15 protein-coding genes and 3 pseudogenes are annotated in these 18,922 nt (G+C 58.7%); 11 read left to right on the top strand and 7 right to left on the bottom strand.

What is annotated here, in order from left to right:
- Window positions 1-30 precede the first annotated feature (30 nt).
- From PR017_RS20585 to PR017_RS20575, 3 genes and pseudogenes are all read left to right on the top strand, one after another.
- Window positions 31-240, top strand: a pseudogene (locus PR017_RS20585) (IS66 family transposase zinc-finger binding domain-containing protein); the annotation flags it as partial.
- A 422-nt stretch (window positions 241-662) separates the two neighbouring features.
- Window positions 663-1,040, top strand: coding sequence for a hypothetical protein (locus PR017_RS20580; RefSeq protein ID WP_133255633.1), 378 nt, complete (start codon window positions 663-665; stop codon window positions 1,038-1,040).
- Window positions 1,041-1,358: 318 nt separating this feature from the next.
- Window positions 1,359-1,682 carry a hypothetical protein gene (locus tag PR017_RS20575; protein WP_111221381.1) on the top strand — a complete coding sequence of 108 codons (324 nt, stop codon included), beginning with the start codon at window positions 1,359-1,361 and terminating at the stop codon, window positions 1,680-1,682.
- A gap of 3 nt (window positions 1,683-1,685) precedes the next feature.
- Here the strand turns inward: PR017_RS20575 and PR017_RS20570 are convergent.
- Window positions 1,686-1,907: pseudogene (locus PR017_RS20570) on the bottom strand (Tn3 family transposase); the annotation flags it as partial.
- Between the two features lie 82 nt (window positions 1,908-1,989).
- Between PR017_RS20570 and PR017_RS20565 the strand changes: the two are divergent.
- The 8 genes and pseudogenes from PR017_RS20565 (at window position 1,990) to PR017_RS20530 (ending at window position 13,828) form a co-directional block, all read left to right on the top strand.
- A pseudogene (locus PR017_RS20565) lies at window positions 1,990-3,127 on the top strand (IS3 family transposase).
- Window positions 3,128-3,236: 109 nt separating this feature from the next.
- Window positions 3,237-3,851: a DUF72 domain-containing protein gene (locus PR017_RS20560; RefSeq protein WP_111221380.1), complete on the top strand. Its 615-nt coding sequence runs from the start codon at window positions 3,237-3,239 to the stop codon at window positions 3,849-3,851.
- Between the two features lie 540 nt (window positions 3,852-4,391).
- Window positions 4,392-6,629 (top strand): AAA family ATPase, encoded by a 2,238-nt coding sequence (locus PR017_RS20555; RefSeq protein WP_161959359.1) that lies wholly within the window; start codon window positions 4,392-4,394, stop codon window positions 6,627-6,629.
- A gap of 678 nt (window positions 6,630-7,307) precedes the next feature.
- Complete coding sequence (locus PR017_RS20550; protein ID WP_111221378.1) at window positions 7,308-7,508, top strand: hypothetical protein; 201 nt, start codon at window positions 7,308-7,310, stop codon at window positions 7,506-7,508.
- A gap of 65 nt (window positions 7,509-7,573) precedes the next feature.
- Window positions 7,574-8,281 (top strand): hypothetical protein, encoded by a 708-nt coding sequence (locus PR017_RS20545; protein WP_111221377.1) that lies wholly within the window; start codon window positions 7,574-7,576, stop codon window positions 8,279-8,281.
- A gap of 56 nt (window positions 8,282-8,337) precedes the next feature.
- Complete coding sequence (locus tag PR017_RS20540) at window positions 8,338-10,650, top strand: hypothetical protein (protein ID WP_279619536.1); 2,313 nt, start codon at window positions 8,338-8,340, stop codon at window positions 10,648-10,650.
- Window positions 10,650-11,630: a TniB family NTP-binding protein gene (locus PR017_RS20535; protein WP_161959357.1), complete on the top strand. Its 981-nt coding sequence runs from the start codon at window positions 10,650-10,652 to the stop codon at window positions 11,628-11,630. Before PR017_RS20540 ends, PR017_RS20535 begins: the two co-directional genes overlap by 1 nt.
- The gene (locus PR017_RS20530) at window positions 11,627-13,828 is read left to right on the top strand and encodes a MerR family transcriptional regulator (RefSeq protein ID WP_111221374.1); all 2,202 of its coding nucleotides are present in this window, start codon (window positions 11,627-11,629) and stop codon (window positions 13,826-13,828) included. Before PR017_RS20535 ends, PR017_RS20530 begins: the two co-directional genes overlap by 4 nt.
- Before the next feature lie 136 nt (window positions 13,829-13,964).
- Here the strand turns inward: PR017_RS20530 and PR017_RS20525 are convergent, their stop codons facing one another.
- From PR017_RS20525 to PR017_RS20500, 6 genes are all read right to left on the bottom strand, one after another.
- Window positions 13,965-14,849: a COG3904 family protein gene (locus tag PR017_RS20525; RefSeq protein ID WP_206423202.1), complete on the bottom strand. Its 885-nt coding sequence runs from the start codon at window positions 14,847-14,849 to the stop codon at window positions 13,965-13,967.
- A 41-nt stretch (window positions 14,850-14,890) separates the two neighbouring features.
- A complete protein-coding gene (locus PR017_RS20520; protein WP_154677475.1) occupies window positions 14,891-15,502 on the bottom strand; it encodes a hypothetical protein in 612 nt (203 codons plus the stop codon).
- Window positions 15,499-16,266 carry a DUF2092 domain-containing protein gene (locus PR017_RS20515; protein ID WP_111221373.1) on the bottom strand — a complete coding sequence of 256 codons (768 nt, stop codon included), beginning with the start codon at window positions 16,264-16,266 and terminating at the stop codon, window positions 15,499-15,501. The genes PR017_RS20520 and PR017_RS20515 overlap by 4 nt, the downstream gene beginning before the upstream one ends.
- A 163-nt stretch (window positions 16,267-16,429) precedes the next feature.
- Complete coding sequence (locus PR017_RS20510) at window positions 16,430-17,014, bottom strand: OmpA family protein (RefSeq protein ID WP_423228410.1); 585 nt, start codon at window positions 17,012-17,014, stop codon at window positions 16,430-16,432.
- A 16-nt stretch (window positions 17,015-17,030) separates the two neighbouring features.
- Window positions 17,031-17,453, bottom strand: coding sequence for a hypothetical protein (locus PR017_RS20505; RefSeq protein WP_423228409.1), 423 nt, complete (start codon window positions 17,451-17,453; stop codon window positions 17,031-17,033).
- 331 nt (window positions 17,454-17,784) lie between these two features.
- Window positions 17,785-18,921, bottom strand: a complete 1,137-nt coding sequence (locus PR017_RS20500; protein WP_240539063.1) for a hypothetical protein — start codon at window positions 18,919-18,921, stop codon at window positions 17,785-17,787.
- Window position 18,922 lies beyond the last annotated feature (1 nt).

The following is an 18,922-nucleotide window of genomic DNA, read 5'->3' as shown; positions in this document are numbered from 1 at the left end:
ATCAATCCTGGAGAGGTTGGCGAGCCGGACAAGCCCCTTTCTCGCAAGGAGCGTAAGGCCCGTGCACTGCCTGAACATCTGCCGCGGGCCGAGCGCGTGATCAAGCCCGAGAGCATCGTTTACCCCTGCGGTTGCGGCAACATGGCGAGGATCGGACGGAACGGCTCTACCGGGTCCCGGCGCGCTACGAGGGTGATCGTCACGATCCGTCCGAAATACACATGCCCCAAGGGTCGAACTGTCGAACGGGCATTGTCCAGGCCAAAGCGTCGGCTGGCAACAACGTCAACCTGCAGGCAACCAGCGCGTCGGCCGAGCGCGACGTCAATGTCTTTGCGAAGAATGACATCAAGATGTCAATGGCGCAACATGGCATTTTTTTGAAAGTCCAGTTACTGGTCTGGGTGGTCCGTCGCAGCCATTGTTAAGTGCATTGCAGCAAAACGGCATTAAATTAGTGATTCATTGATTATGGGCTATTCGATCATTCAGCCTCCACACACCCATCGACTTTACGAGATGTCGAAAAGGAACTCCGGGAATATTTTGCCTGGTTCCAAGCGATTTTCCCGGAGAGGCGGGATGCTCTCGTTAGCGCAGTTCATGAGACCATAGGATATGAGGATTGGAAGGCCGATTTTACGCCTGAATCTCTTGACGAGTTGGGCAAATGGTTCGCCGCTCAAGTTGAATCACGCCCAAGAACGCAGCAGGAGCTCCAGCAGATTGAAAGCCGACTGTCATTCCCAATGGAAATTCCGGCCGACGAATTAACAAGCCGTACGTTCTCTCTAGCGATGGATGTGGGTATGTATTTAAGTCAGGTTTTCTTAAAAGCGCATTCATCGCTACGGTGGGATCAGCCGTTCGGTAGTAACAAGTCCATCGATTATGGCCAGCCAGTGCTGGTCGGCTTCGCAATGAGATCATTCAATCCCATCCGCATGCTGGTTACACTTTCATATGGAATAGTCAGTAAACAGAGAGACGAAAGAAGCGTGCGTGAACTTTATGATATTTGGGTAAAGATGATCCCCTGATCCGGCCTGCCATGATCGTTAAGGCCAAAGGCTCCGGCCCATCTGCTGGAAGGCATTTGGCCGAACGAAGCCCTGTTGGCGCAGATCGCCGTGTTGAACCAATCGTCAGATCTTCCACAACAGAGTCCGCGTGCGAGGGGGCGACGAGCTGGTCGACTATCTTGACGTTACAAAGAGAGAGGGTCTCTTTTTTGCGCTCCTACTTGAATCCCATAACCATTAGGATGAGCTTGGCGATCGCTGCCGGGGCAAAATCTGACGCTATGCTTGTAAAGGGCACCCTGCGCCGACTGTGGGACGAATGGCGCAATTCGGTCGATGGTCGAACAGGTGGGACTGAGTCAACTCACCGTTATCGACATCGATGGACCGATGATAACAACTCCAAGGTCGGTTATGCAATTAACGGTAGATAAGAGAGAGGGTGTGCAAAATCTAGACATTGGGGTATCCGATGCAGATGAAATTGTGACGCTGAATTGGCTTTCAAAGCTCAACGGCCAAGAGCACACCTTGCTAGGCCTGGAGCGAGATGATGGGTGGCAAGTCATGGTCGGTGGTGGCCCGATTTATTACGTTGTTACCTTAGGGGTCGGAACAAGAGCAGTGCAAGATCGTACGCTAAGGTCTTACGAACCGTGAACATCACGCAGCGCGAAGAAGACGGCCGGGAAGCCGGAGTGGCCTGAAGCCTTCAGGCATCTGCTGCTCGGCGTCCCACGAATAGATGCCAGTAAGATTTATGTGTTCCCAACTGAGTGGCGAGACGTGTTTCAGCAGCTTGTCAGGAATATCCCGGCCCTGCTGCCGCAGGTGGGTCGTGGCCCGGCTGAGATAAACGGTGTTCCAATGGACGATGGCGCTGAGAGGTGGCTCGGGAAATCTGCACAGCGGGGATAAGTGGAATTTCTGCCTGACTTCGGCTTAGATGCCGGGAACAGGAGATACCATGACAAGACGACCGCGCCGGAACCATAGCCCGGCTTTCAAGGCGAAGGTGGCACTTGCCGCCATCCGGGGCGAACAGACGCTGGTGGAGTTGTCCCAGCAGTTTGACGTGCACGCCAACCAGATCAAGCAATGGAAAGAGCAGCTCCTTGAGGGGGCAACAGGCGTTTTCGGTGATGAAGCGAAGACGGAACCGGCAGGCCCAACTGTGGACGTCAAAACACTGCATGCCAAAATCGGGGAGCTGACGCTGGAAAACGATTTTTTAGCCGGAGCGCTCGGCAAGGCGGGATTGCTGGGCGGAAAAAAATGATCGACCGCCAGCATAAGCTATCCGTCGTGCGCCAGGCCAAGCTACTCGGCTTCAGCCGAGGGAGTGTCTATTATCTGCCTCGTCCAGTGCCTGACGGCGATCTTGCCCTGATGCGCCGGATCGACCAACTGCATCTCGACTACCCGTTTGCCGGAAGTCGGATGTTGCAATGGCTTTTGAGAGGAGAAGGGCTGAATGCCGGGCGGCTTCACGTCGCTACGCTGATGAAGAAGATGGGCATCGAGGCGATATACCGCCGCCCAAACACCTCCAAACCAGCGCCTGGGCACAAAATCTATCCCTATCTCCTGCGCAAGCTGGCAGTCACCAGACCCAACCAGGTCTGGGCGATGGACCTGACATATATCCCAATGGCTCGCGGCTTCGTCTATCTCTGCGCCGTCGTCGACTGGTTCAGCCGGAGGGTTCTGTCGTGGCGGCTGTCAATCACGATGGAGGCGGACTTCTGCATCGAAGCGGTCGAGGAAGCGCTGGCCCGTTATGGCAAACCCGACATATTCAATACGGACCAAGGCTCGCAGTTCACCTCGATGGACTTCACAGCGGTGCTGAAGAAGGCGGAAATTGCCATCTCGATGGATGGCAGGGTGCGTGGCGGGACAACGTCTTCGTCGACCGGCTCTGGCGTTCGATCAAATACGAGGAAGTCTATCTCCACGCCTACAAGACCGTGTCTGAGGCTCGCGGCGGCATTGGCCGATATCTGACCTTTTACAACAGCCGACGCCCACATTCATCCCTTGACCGGCAGACCCCGGATCAGGCCTACTTCAACGCGCTGTCACCAATGATGGTGGCGGCATAATCGAGGCGGAAATCCACTTAGCAAAACACCCGAAACTGTTCAGACAAACCGAGCCACCTCTCAACCACTTCATTCCATTCAGAAGCTTGCAAGCTGGAAGGACGTCGATTTGCCAATCATCGCCACCGCCGCCTGGTCAATTCCTAAAGCAGTGGCTGACCGGTTTGCGCAAGAGGGAAGTGGCCTAAGTCGATATGCGTCGGTCTTTGGCGGCGTCGAGGTGAATTCGACCTTCTACCGCCGGCACAAGACTTCAACCTTCGCGCGATGGGCGGAGTCGGTGCCGGACAGCTTTAGGTTTTCGGTAAAACTTCCCAAAGAGATCAGCCACACCCGAGCGATGAAGGACATAGCTCAGCCGTTTGGCACTTTTCTCGCGGATATCGCACCCCTCGCAGACAAGCAAGGCCCGCTGCTCTGCCAGCTGCCACCGTCATTGGCGTTTAATGCCGACGTGCTTGATACAGCGTTTGAGGTTATGCGGAAAACATATGACGCACCGATCGTCATCGAGGCGCGGCACAAGAGCTGGGCGTCAGCCAAGGCGCTGGATATTCTGAAGACCTATGCTATCGACCGGGTTCTGGCCGATCCGGCGCCGGTGTGGCCGGCAGAGGATTTCGCCATACCTGCGCTATATGTGCGTCTGCACGGCAAGCCGAGGATTGAAATTTCCCGCATTCCCTTTTACGTTTCCCGAAGTTCCTTTTACGCTCCTACTTAAAATTGAAATTTTTGGGATTTTCGCAATCCAGGGGCGATCTTGAAAGACTTTAGGTCTCGGCGCAGCGAGAATCACATTTTCAGCCTCTAATTAGAAGACAGGAGCCTTCGCCGACTAATTTTCGAAAAACGACTGACGGAAGCGATTTTTTTCGGTTTTTTCGTAATTTTTTTTGATGGCCGGTTTCCGTCCCCGGCGTTAACTTTTGCCAGGGCCAAGCAGTTAACCGAAGTTAAGACATCGTTAAGCCGAGTCGATGCCGAAGCCAGCGTCGTCCTCACCCGCTTGATGGTGGCCCAAGACTCCACCACGATGGAACGACTCCACGGCGTCTTCAAGGGGTCCCAAAGGTTAACGCGGGGCTGCTACCTCCGGGATCAGCGAAGTCTTTCTTATCGAACCGAAAGCCGATCTCGGCGCGACCGCAAATTTGCCCCTTCCTGTCCGAACCGATCCCCTCTATCACTCGGTTGTGTCGGACTGCGGCAGCACATCTTTCCAGTGCGTGCGACCGGTCCGGGTGGGGAAAAGGAAGTCGCAATGCTCAAGCGCATCTCTCACGTCCGAGATTTCGGGGTCTTCAAAAACTTCTCGGGTGGGGCGCTTCCGGAATTCGCGCCGTTCAACCTAGTCTATGGCTGGAACTACAGCGGTAAGACCACCCTTTCGCGGGTGTTCCGGTGCCTTGAAGTCGGCAGCCTTCACCCAGACTACGCGGATGCGACATTCTCCTTCATCCACCAGGACGGTAGAACCAGAGACCACGGCTTCGTCGATCCTACGATCGTCCGGGTGTTCAACGAAGACTTCAGGAAAGAACATCTGCTCTGGGAGGAAGAGGACGGCTTCAATCCGATCCTGTTGCTCGGGTCAGAAAACATCGAGAAGCGGAGGGCGCTCGCCGGTAGAAACGAAGACCTGGCGGCCGCCCTCGACACCCACCGCCTCTCGGAGAGGGAGGTCGCCCGCCTCGGTGCCGAGATAGCCGCCGCAGAGAGCGAGGTGGCAACCCTGATGGTCAAGGAGCTTCCCGTCGGCCGTCTTGACCGACGCCACGTCAAGCAGATAACCGCCGCGTGGAACGGAGTCCTTCCGGCCGCGTTGGCCGACGAGGTCTTCAAGGCCGAACGGGAGAAGGTCTCCGCCGAGCAGAAAGACGAACTCACTCGATTTGCCGCCGATGCAAGTTCAATCGATGACCTCTGGAGAACCGGTCTCGCGGTGCTCACCGAGCAGATCGGTTCGGCGGCTACCATCCCGCGGCTCGCCGAACATTCCGATGTCGGAAGCTGGGTGGAACGGGGGCTGCCTCTCCACCGCTACACGACGCGGTGCGAGTTCTGCGAAGGCGTAATTCCTGTCGACCGTATCGCGGCGCTGAATGCCCATTTCTCCTCGGCTTTCGCAGAACTGAAGACGCGGATCGCAAAGGCGATCGAGGCCCTGAACCGCCGTAAGCTGCCATCAATCGGCGGCATCTACGCGAAAGGGCAGTTTTACGGCGACATCCATGCCGAGCATGCAGAAGCAGTCAAAGCGTTCCAGGACGCGCGCGAAGCTTTCAACGGGGCGCTCGAGGAGTTGATCTCCAGTCTGGACAGAAAAGAAGCCAGTCCCTTCGACGTCATCGCTGCTCCGGCCCGCGAGCCGCCGCTCGAAGACGTCGTCGCGTCCGGAGAGCGGTTTCAGAGACTGGTGGATGTCAACAACGCCCGGACGCGGGAGTTCAGGTCGGCGAAAGCGGCCGCCCTCGAAATCTTGAAAAAACATTATGTCGCCGAGGCGATGCGCCGGATCGACGTCTACAGGCTGGAGCGGGAAATCCAGGAAGCTACTACCGCAGGCGACTCCGCCGGGGCATTGGCGGCACGGCTGCGGTCGGAAATTGTAGACCTGCAGGCGGAGCTGTCGGAGTCTACGAAGGGTGCGGAGGCGATCAACGACGTCCTACGCCGCTTCTTCGGCAAGGAAGACGTCCAGGTCGAGGTGACTGGCGGAGACAAGTTCACGCTGATGCGCTCGAACCGGCCGGCGAAGAACCTCAGCGAAGGGGAACGCACAGCCATCGCCTTCTGCTATTTCATCACTAAGCTTTTGGAGAACGGCAACGACCTCCAGAACACCATCGTCTACATCGACGATCCGATATCCAGCCTCGACTCCCATCACCTGCTGCACATCAACGCCTTCATCAAGAGCACGTTTCTCAAATACGACGAAGACGCCACACCGAAGTATTCCTGTCTCGCGAAACAGGTTTTTATCTCGACCCATAACTATGAGTTCTTCCATCTCACCTGGGATTGGATGGCCAACCGCAAGCCGAAAGCGCTATCCGCCGCTTATATGGTAGAGCGTATCGATGCCGCCGAAGTCCTGAGTTCCCGCTTGGTGGAGTGCCCGAAGTCGATTCTTCAGTTCAGGTCCGAATACCTTTTCCTGTACCACCAGCTCGCCGCCTACGCCGATGCACCGACCGATGACGCCCTGGTAATATTCAACCTCGGCAACATGGCGCGGCGCTTCATGGAAGGATACCTGGCGTTCAAGTTCTTCGAATTCAGCGGTATCGACCAGAAACTTCCTCTGGTCATCACGGATGCGGTCGACTGCGAGCGCGCCCGCAAGTTCATGCACTTCTACTCGCATACGCTTAGCCGGGCGGGAGGGATGAAGCTGCCCGACTTGGCTGAGGCTCGTGCTGCCGTGAGGTCTATCCTTGATGGCGTGAATGCGCATGATCCGGTCCACTTCGCAGCGCTCAGGTCAGCTGTCTGAAAGTCGCCCGCGATCGTCGGGAATTAACGATTGTGAAACGGAAGACATCATCGACCGTCAACGTTCTGTCGAGAGGCGACGCGCGATCGGCCGTCACTGCCTGGGCGACATGGAACTCGGAAAAACCGTTAACCTCTGCGTGAGTTGCTCGCAGGCTGTCGCGGGTTGCGTTTTTACAGGAAACCACCTGAAGGCGATCACGTTTAGAAATCCTTAAGAGGATTGGCGCTCCCTATACGCAAGTTCAACAGCGAGAAGGGAGGCGAAAGGCGGGGCGAACGCGCTGCCAGAAATAGGAAAGGGCCGCCGAAGCAGCCCCACCAAATCAACACTAGCATCCCCGTTATAACCGATAGAGGTTAACGAGGCGTTGATTTCGGCGGGCCGCTCAGCACGCCCGGGAAATTTTCCCGGGGCCCGTTGACGCGTCGTTATGTTCTCTCTATGTTCCGCTCCATCCAAACGGAACATGTACGAGTACAGCATATGACCCGGAGCATCAGCATATCGCGAATATGATCTCGGCCGCAATGCGGCGCGATCTAGCTATGCCTGTCAACAGCTCCGGAGCGACGTCAATGGTTCTCCCCACGAATAACCGAATAGGTCGCTGACGCCGTCAGCCGCTTTTCCCAATTCGCGCCGCGGCCGTCGTGCCGCCGGATGGAGTACTGTGCCATGTTTATCTACAAGAAGCATATCCGCGAGGCCGAGCCGCTCACTCCCGAGCAGGCCGAAGTTCTAAGCATCGTCCTTCACGACCTGGAGGTAGTACTGACTGCCCGTGTGCAGGCGGCGCTTCGTTCGCCTGACGGACAGCTCTCGATCACTCCCATCGAGGCGTGGAGGGAGGGAGTGTCCCGGAGGCGTCCACGTTGAGGACAGGGTTTGAAAAAGATCACCAGCCGCTAAAGAAGCTTCCGAGGACCGTCAGGTCGGGGTTGATGCTCGGGAGCATCTGGAGTTTCAAAACCACCTACAGCCCAGTCTCGGTGCTCGGGATGTTGACCGCCGACGCCTGGACGCATTTTGAGACCAATCCCCGCATCGAACGCATCTCCAGTTATCCGACCAGGTTGGGATACGACACAACCTACGAAGACGGCTTCCCGAAAAAGAGGTCTCATATCCCGCAGTTAGGCGTGATGTATCGCCCACTTCGCGGCGAGAACCAGGGCCGTATCGTCTACATCGATGTCATGTCGACCGCTTTCCTGTCGAGGACGCGTTTCAAGGAGCGGAAGCTCGATATCCTGAAGCGGGAGTTCCGGGATCAGTTGAATGCCGGTTACGGCGTGATGAGCGAACTCAGCATCTGGGTCGAGCCCCGTATGACGAACATGCGGACGATCGAGCGTCATCTCAAGTCACTCATCCCGAAGGAAAAATCGATCGTGCGGGACGTGATGATGAGGCTGGGTGTCGCCACCCTGTCGCAGGTGCGAGCCGAAAGCCGGATTCCGATGTCGCGGTACGCCTATTTCGACAGCGAAGGCAACGAGACTTGGGGGACATCGCTGCCCGACGTGGACAAAGCGTTCGAGGCGCTCATGCAACTGTCCGCGTGGGGAGAGGTCAGTTTCAACATGAATGCGCCCATCGGCGACGAGACCGTGTTCACGTTCGATTTCGACCGCGGAGGATATAGATGACCTACTTTCAAAGACCTTCGGCCCTCATCGCCGGAGCGAACCGTATCGTCGCCTCGATGACGGGCATGCTTGAGATTCCGCCGCCGGGCGAGCGGGAAGGCCCCGCACAGCCGTTCGATCTGCCTGCGAGTTCACGGTTCGAAGTCCTCAGCCCCAGCAGGCGTATCTGCGGCGACTTCGCCGTTGTCTCCGCGCGGATCGACGCGAAACGCGGACGAGTGCTTCTTTGCCAGAGCCTGACCTCAGGGGAATTCGTCGAGCTTTCGGACTGGCAACTGGCGGAGCTGGACAGGGAAAACCGCCTCAAGTTGCCGACCGCCTTTAGGAAGGGTCTTCTTGCGGGCTCGGCCATCTCGCTGACGCCTGGGCAGGAGGCAGAAGCTAAACGCAACCGCGGCTATGTGAAGGCGGCCGTTGATTTAGCGTGGGAAGAGGGAAAGGATTTTCCGACGACCGGCACGTTCGAGCGCGCGATCGCCATCTATGCGGAGGAAATCGAGGATAAGGAACCGCTGACGACGGCGACGGTGCGCAAGTACTGGAATATCTGGCGCAAGCAATCAGCCGTCGACCTGAGCGTTTTCGTGAAGGCCGTATCGACCGGCAAAACGGATGGCGATTATACCAAGGAGTTCGAAGAACTTGTCAGGGACTGTCTGCTCATCATGAAGTCGTCGCAGAGACCCATTCTCGCCGACTTCAAGGTATTCCTGATCACGGTTCTCAAGGAACCCGAACATCGGCACCTCTATGACGAGGTCGTCGACGGCAACGGCAATCTGCGCCCGTCGAAAACCTGGTTCTATAACCGTCTGGGCGACTTAAATCGGTATGACGCCCTGCGTCTTGAAGTGGGTCCAGAGGCGGCCAAAAACGCTTACCGTCACAGGGCCGCCCGAATCCCGCCGTTGAATTGTCTCGACATCGTCGACGTCGATTACGCCGAACTCAACGTGATCGCCTTCGACAACCGCTACAGGTTCGTCTACGGGCGTCCGAAGCTTATCCTTTTCCGCGACCGCGCCACCGGTTCGGTGCTCGGCTATGCGGTGTTCTTCGGCAACGAGTCGTTCGACGCCGTTTGGCATGGTTTCAAGCGAAGCATCTTCCCCAAGGATATGCGCCGTTATCCGAAGTGGCTCTACCCGATGTACGGGTATCCCTGCATCCTGATCGTCGACAACGCCGCCACGCTCATCTCCGCCGCCGTCATGAAGCTGGGCGACGACCTGGGGATCAAGGTCTTCAAGGCCCGGGTCTACCGTCCTACCGACAAGGCAGGTGTCGAGCAGTTCTTCGGAAAGCAGGACCGGCAGGTCATCCACAACCTGCCGGGGTCAGTCGAGAAGAGTCCGAAGGACCGGGATCGCTTCGACGACGAGAAGAACAAGGGCGTCCCCTACATCGATATGGACCAGCTCGACGCGAAGATCATGCAGTTCATCTGCACGCATGTCCACGCCCGGCCTCTCAGTGGCTTCAGGCGGGGTGCGGAGACCTCCACCGACCTGTGGAACAAGAGCATCATGACGGTCAAAAACCGCACGGTCATCATCTATGACGAACTGGTCCGCACCGCGGGTGCCAAGGCGGACGGTCTTCGCATTCGCGGCGGTAACACCATTGTCCACAACTGGCTCATGTACACGTCCGACGATCTCCTCGCCATCAGCGCTCACCCTTCGCACCGCGAACGGGAAACCGAAGAGGGACGGGGCAGGCGAATCCTGACGGTCGATTACAAGGGGCATCTGGACCCGTCGGACATCTCTGTCCTCTTTGTGGAAAACCCGTATGACCGAAACAGCGTCGTCGCCGTGCCGATCTGCGAAGCCGACAGGGAGTACGCGACCGGCCGTACCCGCCTCCAGCACGAGGCCGCCATCCAGCATCACAACCGCGTCATGAAAACCGCCATCACGGGCGTGAGCGATCTGGAGCGTGCCGCGGCCCGCATGGATGACGACCAGAAGGACATGGTGCTGGCGATGAAGACCAAGCGACCTCGCGAGGAATTTCTTGCCTGGTTCAGCGACCTGAAAGAGAAGACCGAGCTTGGCCGCGTCGTGGACGTGACCACCAGCGCGTCTGTCAGCTCGGACTATCTCGACCCGGAAAACCCCTTTGAGCCGCCCGAGGTCAATCGGTCTCCGACCGCAGCGCCCCGCCCAGGCGGCGAGACGCCGGACATGATCTGGATTGCGGACGAGCACGGCGAACTCCAACGGAGCGACCCTTTGGCCGTTGCTCAGTCGCATACGGCGCTGCCACACGCGTCACCGGACCCGGGGATCGACCACGAAGGCACCGACGGCGACGAAGATTTCGACGTCGAGGCGCTGCGCAGGCGGCACGAGGGATGGAACTGATGACCGACGACGAAGACCCGACCGATTTCTACAGGATCAAAATCCACACGACCGCGTTCCGCACACCCCGGGAACGGGCAGACGCCGCCGCGTTACCGGAACCTGTCCGCATCGATATGGTCGAACATCTCGTTTACGAGTACCCGCGCTTTCTCGCTGGCATGAAGATGATCGGCCGATTTCACATGCGCAACGCGAAGCTCGGCATCACCGGCGTCGGAAGCATCGGAGGGCTGATCGGCGAATTCCGAACCGGCAAGTCCTGCCTGATCCAGAACTACCTGCGAAAATTTCCATCCTACGACGGCGAAGGACAAAAGTATTACCCGTCAATCTACCTGCGCGCCACAGGGGACTGGGATGCCAAGTCAGCAGCCCGGGAAATTTTGACGATGACGGGACGGCCTCCGAGATCGAACATCTCGGTAGCCGATATTAATAACGCGGCGCTCGAGCGAATGGCAAAAGTCAAAACGCGGCTGCTCGTGATCGATGACGCGCACGAGCCGATCAACAAAGGTGGCACGGCCGCCGCTTCGTTCTTCTCGCTTATCAAGGGCTTCGGAGACAAACGCATCGGCAACGTCTTCCTGGTGGGGCCGCGCTCCGTCCGTATGGCCATTTCGGGACGAAAGGAAATCAAAGGCCGGGGCTTTCCGCACGCAACGGTGAAAAGCTTCGACCCGACCAGCGCGAAGGGCAAGGAATTCTACGCGATGTTCTTGATGGCAGTCGACGAACGATTGCCATTCCTCAGGCTTTCCGGCCTCTCCAGGAAACCCTTCTACGACGACCTGCTGGATTACAGCGACGGATCGATCCCGTTGACGATGAACCTGGTCAGGCCCGCTGCTTATGCGGCAATCGAAGCTGGAGCCGACAGGATCGAAACCCATCATATGCGTCAAGCGCTCTTCGATCTTGAAGGAAAGAGCGTCGAGCCGGATGAAGACGACAACGACAACGAGGGATATGTATGATGCATCACTTGCCACACTTTGGGTTCTATAGCTGGACCCTGGTGCCCTTTCGCGACGAGTCCGCACTCGGCTTCTTCTGTCGCATGGTGCAGGAAGAAGGCGAGCACAACATGCTCCGCTTCTGCGAACTGAACGACCTCAGGGTTCTCAACCATGCGGATGCCCTTGCTTTCCTCGAGAAATATCCTTTCCCGCACACGGTAAAGGTGCACCTCAGGCGATCCGTCGTGACGGTGGAGCCACGGCAGGCTAAGTACTCAACCAGCCGCGTGTTCCTGCGGGGAGAGGTAGTCAACAACGAGGACGCCAGCCTGTCGCGTCGTCGCTGGTGCCGTGCTTGCCTCCACGAGTCCGACCATCGTCGCATCTGGTTCGACCTGACAGTGTTTGAACGCTGCCCATACCACGGGCTCCCTATCGAAAGCGTGCTCGCCTCAGGCGAGCCCATTATGAACTACAGGACAGGCTATAGCGACGTGTTCAACGAGGGCACGGTGCAGATGCCCCGAAACCTAAGAGTCGGCGGCTTCTATCACTACGTGCTCGGCCGTCTCGACTGCGAGGACCGATTCGCTGTACCGACCCTCGATCCTCTTCCACTTTGCGACGTCATCGACGCCGTTTCCGATATCGGACGACTGCTATCTAGGAACTGGCAATGGCTTGTGACGGCTCCTGTTACCGCAGAAGAAGCGGAGATGGGTTTTCAGGCGTTTTCCTCTGGTCCTGCCCATCTTACCAGAACCCTTATCGAATGGGCCAAGAGCTGCGTTCCACCACACAAGCTGGAGCGCGACATCGGTACCATTTTCACTTGGGCCTATCGGCATATCAAGTTGGGTCGCAACAAAATTGATCGGTTGCTTCTGGACGCCCTACATGCCGCGAACGCCGCTCTGAAAGGTTCACCTCGCGAGATCACGGATGATTATGTCGTCTCGGATCGTATCGCACTGGATGTCGTCGCTCCGACTTTACGTCTCGACGTGAATACACTTTCATTCATCGTGAAGGAACTCGGCCTTGTCGAGCCGGCCCGCAAGCTCAACCGTCGGCGCGGCCTTGCCAAGGTCGATCTCCCGATCGTGGAGAAATTCCTCGACAAGCTAATCGATAAAGACGAGTTGCGGAGCATCATCGGCCTCGGAACCTATGTCCCGTTGATCCAGCCGGGCTTTGTCCGAATTTACAGAGGGGGCATCAGGGGAAGGCCAGGGCCATGGTTCAATCGCGCGGACGCGGAGGAAATCCTGCGTCGGCTCAACGAACTTCCCCGTACCCAACGCTATGGCGTAGGCAGGCCGTTCACCGCCATGGCGCGAGACAAAAGAAGTGGTCGTCTCGCGATCGACGTTTTGAACGGCAAGGTCGAAGTGGTCAGTTTCGCACGCCCGGAACTGGGCTTTCGCGGCCTCGTAGTAAATTGCGACAGCGAAATCTACCGCAGAATTGACCGATATAAAATCGGCCAAGATGAGATCAGGGCGATAGAGGCAGCGAAAATCCTCGGCGTCGCCAATCGATGCCTGCGATGCCTCACTGACGTCGGCGCGATCAAATTTTTCATCGCCCACGACGGTAAGCGCGTATTTTACCGATCCGATGTCGAACGTTTTGCCTCGGAACACATCACCGTATATCCGGTCGCCGAGATGCTTGATGTTAGGTTGAATACAGCGCTCAAGCGTCTCGATGCCGCAGGCGTACGACCCGTAGTGAAAATCAGCGTCGGCAAGACGAGGAATTCGTTTTACAAGAAGTCCGACGTTACCGCCGCGCTGGGGCTGGGCCGGCAGTTGTTGGATTTGGATGTGCCCGAGCTACAGACGTTGTGGTCCGGGATGCTCGCCGCCGCCGAAAGAGAGTTTCCAATGTTGCGCGCCCCTCGCAAGTTCCCGTTTGGCGGCTGCTGGTGTGCGACATCGTACAGCCAGAAGGCCGTGAAATTTCATTACTTCTCGAAAACAAGACAGATGGCGGCGAAACTTTCTCCTACTAAGATGGGAGGTCGACAATTTACGTTCAATATCGACGACGACATCCATATGGAGACCTTCAAAGACTTGTTCTCTGCGTTGATCGAAAAGAACGAGCGAGATAAAGCAAAGTCCGCCGCTTGCTCGGCCAGAATGAAGCAGTGGAGGCAGCATAGGGGACCCGGTAGGGAAGGTCTCCCGCCGCCGGTCCTCGATGTATAGGTCGGCCCGACCGAATGCGGGTGAGAACGAGGTCGATGATGGTCGGCGGCAGGCTAGATGTTCGCATAAGTGATCACTAGCCGAAACATTGAGGGGAGGCGAAAGGGTGCGTGCTGGCGCTGGTAGGCGCATGCCATCAACAGCCGTCCAACGCCTTAATCTTCGATATCAAGGTCCTGCCATAGGCATAGACTGTCTGGACATCTGCGCGTCCCCGGCACGCGCGCCCCTTATCCGTGGTATACTCATATGAGGCTCGCACGTCGTCGGCTCCCCGCAGCGTCGTGCCGGTCAGCTTCATCGGAACGGCCATGGCACCGTAGAACGCGTGGATCGACTGCTCGTTGAATGGTCCTTTGCCGCGCTTCTCCGGGACCACCATCGCGGAGGCGGCCTCTCCGTCGGCGGCGGCGAGGGCGGAATAGAACATGGTCGTCGCGGACATCGGGTCGCGCGGCAACTTGATGCTCGGCTCGGATACCGCCGGGGCTTCCGCAGCGATCGCCTCGTAGGCGATACCGACGTCCGACGCCGTCGCCGCGGTTAGCCACTCAACGCCCTCAGGAGGCGCTGAGGTCACGTAGACGACCGCTTTGTCGCTCAGCCCCAGCTGGTTGAGGTAGGCCCCCACTAGGGCGTTCGCAGCGCCGTATTCGGAGGCGTGGCCGTCGATCATCCGATAGGCGGCGTGGAAGCCGAGTTTCGAGTCGTCCGCGAGGAGGCGCGGCGACCCCGCCAGCCAGGTGAGGGCGCACGCGGAAGCGCATAGTGCGTTCGCCGGAACGGCGGTCGCAAAACCCTTGAGGCGGATGGCGCGCCCGATCTCCAGTCCAGCAACAAGATTTCCGCCGCCGCTGTTCAGTACGATGACCGCGCGTCCGCTGGGGGACGCTACCTGCCTGAAAGTGGCATTGTCGCCTTCGTTGAACATCCCGTCGAAGGATATAACGTCAGGCCCGTCCGCACGCGCGTTCCAGACGATCTCGGCCGCGTGGGTATTTGGCTGGCCCCGGAGCGACATGTGAGGCGGCGCAAGCGCCGCCTCACATGTCGCGGTTTCTCTTACCGAGGGTCCGCCACCGCGACGTAGACGACCGTGTGACCGTTGTACCTCGGCGCGAACCAACGTCCGCTGCAGTCCTTGTAGGTGATGCCGCTGACGACGTAGTTCGTGCATTCGGGCGGCACCGTAGCGACCACCGTACCGATCGCGATCGCCGTCGCTGTCGCGGCACCCCAGGCGGCAGCCGGTCCCCAGTAGCCGGGGTAGTATGGCCCCGGAGGCGGTGGTGGCCCCCAGCCATGTGGGCCAGGGGGAGGCCCGGGTGGATGCGGACCTGGACCGGGAGGATGCGGTCCCGGCCCTGGGGGATGCGGCCCAGGTCCGGGGCCAGGGGGATGCGGATGGCCGCCGCCATTTGGCGGATGATGCCCGGATGGATGCGGGGCCGGACCGTGTGGTGGATGCATTCCGCCGCCAGCCGGGCGATAATGCGGTTGGAAATGGCCTGGGCCGTTGAACCCTCCGCCGTGGAGGCCGCCACCGTGGAAACCGCCGCCGCCGAAGTTCATGCGCGGTACACGACCGCCGAAGCCGCCGCGCGCCTCGGCTACCTGCGGGACGACAAGCGCTGTCGCCAGAAGCGCGCTGACGAAGAAACCGGGCTTTTTCATTTCTTGGTCTCCTCTCCGACGAAGCCGATCTTGGCCGAGCCTTCCGGCGGCTTGTATTCGAACGCATCCGCGGGAATATCGGGGTTCTCGGTCCAGTGCAGGACGGTCGTGATGCGCGGTCGGGTATCTTCCTGCCGATCGACGAGCGATATCTTCAGAGGCAGCGGGCTGCCCTCCGTGGCAATCCAGATTTCGGCGTCCTGATCGGGGCCGCGGAACGCCCAATGGTCTGTTTGTTTGCCATCCACGACCGCGTGGCCGACGAAGAACCCCTCGCGGATGATGTCTATGGGCGCGTCCTTGGTTCCCCAGGCGAACAGGTCGGCGAGCGGGAACTGGAGGTCATAGCGCTGCGCCGCCCGCTCGAGTGTCTCCTTGATCGTCGGCGGCGCTGGCACCTGCGCGTAGGTCTTCTGGTCGGGGGACGCGTAGATCAGCGTCTTGCCGTCGTAGATCAGTTGGCCGTGGACCACGTCGGTGACGAGATCGATATGCAGGTGGTCGGGTCGCTTGACCTCGTATGTCGCCGTGCCGCCTATCTCCAGCTTCTGGCCGTCGTCGAGAACGACCTCGCTCGTGGTGCCGGCCTCGATGGTGAAACTCTGGAGCGACTGGAGATGGTCTCCCATTTTCTTGAGAGCCTCGATAGACGCAGGCTCCACTTTCGGTTCCTTCGGCGGCCTGTCCTTCGCCAGTACGCCTCCCGCGACGAGCAGCATAAGCGCCGTCGGGATGGCAAGCCGCGAGCCAAATCGTGCCTTCATCGGTTCCCTTCCTTTCACCCGCCTCGGTGCGGGACGATGAACAGAAGGCAAGGAATGGGCGCTCGTGGAAGTACGTTACGGTAAATTCAGACGTAAATTCGTTGTCGCATTGCGTGATCGCCGCAGAACGGAGGGCCGTTAGGTAGCCCTCCGCCGCCCGCCACTATGGCTTCTGGGTGAACAGCCCGAGATTAAAGAGCTGGACGCGCCTGTTGTCTGCGGACTCGGCCTTGGCAGCATCGATGGGGAAATATTCGCCGACACCGACGGAATAAAGACGCTCTGGCTGAACAGCAAAGGTTGTCGCCAATGCTTCCTTTATCGCGTCAGCGCGCTTCTCGCTGAGATCGAAGTTATGCTTCTCACCGCCGGTCGCGCTGGCGTGGCCGACGATCAGGAACTTGTAGGCCCACAGGTTCGGGTGATGCAGCGCGTCGGCGATCAGACCGAGCGTGCGGTACGACTTCGGCTCAATGGCGACACTATCGTTCACGAAGTCGATCTCAACGACCATCTGCGGAAGCTTGGCTACTTTGCTCCAGTTCGGGAGGCCAGACATCTGCTTGCCCGCGCCCCCCGCCGCTTCCTGTCGAAGAAGTTCGACGTCGACAATCGGGGCCGCACCCGTGAGCTTGCCCAGGCTGGAGGTGATCCTCTGTTCGGTGACCTGCTGCGCGGAGCCTGCGGTGGGTACAATCGATGCTGCCATCGCGACCGCGGCCAGCAGGGAAAGGGTGGACTTGTTCATCTGATCTCTCCTCATGTCAGCGCCAGCCCGCATCGGTGATCGCCGCGTCGCATTTCGCTCCGACGATCCGATAGGTCTTCACCAGGCAGGCCAGCATGTTGCCGTCTCCCTTCACCCCCGGGCAATGCTGCACCATGTCGTGAGCGCAAATCTTGGAGTAGGCAGCCTGGGCTTCCTCGCGTTTCGAAATGGACGCCGAAACTCCTGCAAGCGTCGACTTGCAGGTCGGCGAGACCTTGGCGGCGTTCTGCTGCAGGCAGTCGGCAATGCGCCCGCCGCCCAGGTTCAATCCCTTGCAAAGCTTCTGGATGTCAGCGCCGCAGTCGTTGGCGAGCGTTGTCACAGCATCTGCGTAACTGATTGTTTCGGCCTTCGAGGCCGAGGCGCAGGCAAGGCACATCAGCGCCGCCGTCGCCGCGGTTTTCCAGGTATTCATCATGGTCGGACCCCTCTCGATCATGGCGTCGTTACGACGCCTGTGGAACGGGTGCGAGACTTGCCGAGATCGGTCCCATGCGGAAGTACGTTACGGTAAATGTGGACGTAAATGCCACCTCATGACCCGCCGGCGCGATCCTTTCCACCGAGGGCTTTCCAGAGCGTAAGGTGCGTAGATCAGGCAGGCGCAGAACCCTGCAAGGAGAACCAGTGAAACGCCCATCTGGACGATGTCTTGGTGGAACGATCCGTCCGCGAAAAACCACCCGGTGACGATCCCGATAACGGCGAATGGCAGGCGTGCAAGCAACGGGCCAAAGTGGACATCTCCTTCAGAGGAACAGCAGGCGCTTCACGATGGGACCGAGTTGCGCGTACGAGAGGTATGACGCCCCGACGACGAGCATGGGCAGAAGTGCTGGGACAAGAATGGGAAGTACGTTTCCCTTGTTGATGAGGAGCGCGGACGTTTTGATCGCAGCCTGATAAAGCGGCTTCACGTCCCGGAATACGGGCATCTCCGTCTCACCCTCATCGGCCTCGATATTCTCTCCAAGGAGCGACCGCTCGATGGATCGTTCGAAGTTCGTGGCTTTCACGATGGAAAGCATAGCCGCCCGCTGTTTCAAACGGGCGATATAGATCGCAAGTCCTGCCAAGGGCAACGCGAAATAGCACAGCACGATGAGGAGCCATGCAGCACAGACCACGGTGAACAGTGTCGGCGTTACGATCTCTCGCTGCATGACGTGTCCGACTCCGGCCGCCACCACCGAACTGACGGCCAGCGTAAATAGCGCGTAACCTGCCGGATAGACACCGAGCAGGCCCAAACCGCCGTGGCCGTCCGGATGGGTCACTGCCAGACGCAGTCGGCAGTTCGCGATCCGCGACAGGAAGCGCGCCCAGACGACGTGCTTCCAGACAAGCCGCGATAGGATGAACCAGTAGATCGTATTGCTGACGAACACGCACCAAATTCCCGTAAGCGTGAAGGTTCCCTCGGTGACAGCCCACTCTGGCGCGAAGCCGGAGTGAAAGCGTTCAAAATTCAGGACCGACGCGGCCGCCGCGATTAGCAGGCATATTACCTCGGCGAGTAGTGCGACAGACCGGGCCTTGGCGTCGATGCAGGCTCTACGGGCGTCATCCATCGACTGGTTCCCAACCAACGGCGTCCTGAAAAGCACGGACACGCATTCGTCGATCGCAAAGCCAATCGGATGTTCGGTCAGCGTCAAGAGGACGGGCGCGACGAGAAACTTCGTCCACACACCCCAGTCACCCGAAAAGGAAGCGACACTACCGGAACCGAGCGCGATCGCGAACGGCACTATCCAACAAAGTATCCCGAAGACGACAGCCCGCCGGAAACGTGGACGCAGTCCGATCATCGACATTAATTCGTAGAACGCGCCGCCGTGCATCAGCCTCAGGCGGCTATCCTGTTCGTCGGCGGTCGCTGTCATT

Source organism: Rhizobium tumorigenes (assembly GCF_003240565.2).
In the GTDB taxonomy this organism is placed as follows: Bacteria; Pseudomonadota; Alphaproteobacteria; order Rhizobiales; family Rhizobiaceae; genus Rhizobium; species Rhizobium tumorigenes.
Note: the sequence above shows the minus strand (reverse complement) of the source record. Positions and strands in the feature narration are given on the sequence as shown.

Coding starts and splice junctions, on each gene's coding strand:
- PR017_RS20525 (WP_206423202.1), bottom strand. CDS start 14,849: ATGTCGCTCCGGGGCCAGCCAAATACCCACGCGGCCGAGATCGTCTGG.
- PR017_RS20520 (WP_154677475.1), bottom strand. CDS start 15,502: ATGAAAAAGCCCGGTTTCTTCGTCAGCGCGCTTCTGGCGACAGCGCTT.
- PR017_RS20500 (WP_240539063.1), bottom strand. CDS start 18,921: ATGACAGCGACCGCCGACGAACAGGATAGCCGCCTGAGGCTGATGCAC.
- PR017_RS20510 (WP_423228410.1), bottom strand. CDS start 17,014: ATGAACAAGTCCACCCTTTCCCTGCTGGCCGCGGTCGCGATGGCAGCA.
- PR017_RS20530 (WP_111221374.1), top strand. CDS start 11,627: ATGATGCATCACTTGCCACACTTTGGGTTCTATAGCTGGACCCTGGTG.
- PR017_RS20515 (WP_111221373.1), bottom strand. CDS start 16,266: ATGAAGGCACGATTTGGCTCGCGGCTTGCCATCCCGACGGCGCTTATG.
- PR017_RS20535 (WP_161959357.1), top strand. CDS start 10,650: ATGACCGACGACGAAGACCCGACCGATTTCTACAGGATCAAAATCCAC.
- PR017_RS20540 (WP_279619536.1), top strand. CDS start 8,338: ATGACGGGCATGCTTGAGATTCCGCCGCCGGGCGAGCGGGAAGGCCCC.
- PR017_RS20505 (WP_423228409.1), bottom strand. CDS start 17,453: ATGATGAATACCTGGAAAACCGCGGCGACGGCGGCGCTGATGTGCCTT.
- PR017_RS20545 (WP_111221377.1), top strand. CDS start 7,574: ATGCTCGGGAGCATCTGGAGTTTCAAAACCACCTACAGCCCAGTCTCG.
- PR017_RS20550 (WP_111221378.1), top strand. CDS start 7,308: ATGTTTATCTACAAGAAGCATATCCGCGAGGCCGAGCCGCTCACTCCC.
- PR017_RS20575 (WP_111221381.1), top strand. CDS start 1,359: ATGGTCGAACAGGTGGGACTGAGTCAACTCACCGTTATCGACATCGAT.
- PR017_RS20555 (WP_161959359.1), top strand. CDS start 4,392: ATGCTCAAGCGCATCTCTCACGTCCGAGATTTCGGGGTCTTCAAAAAC.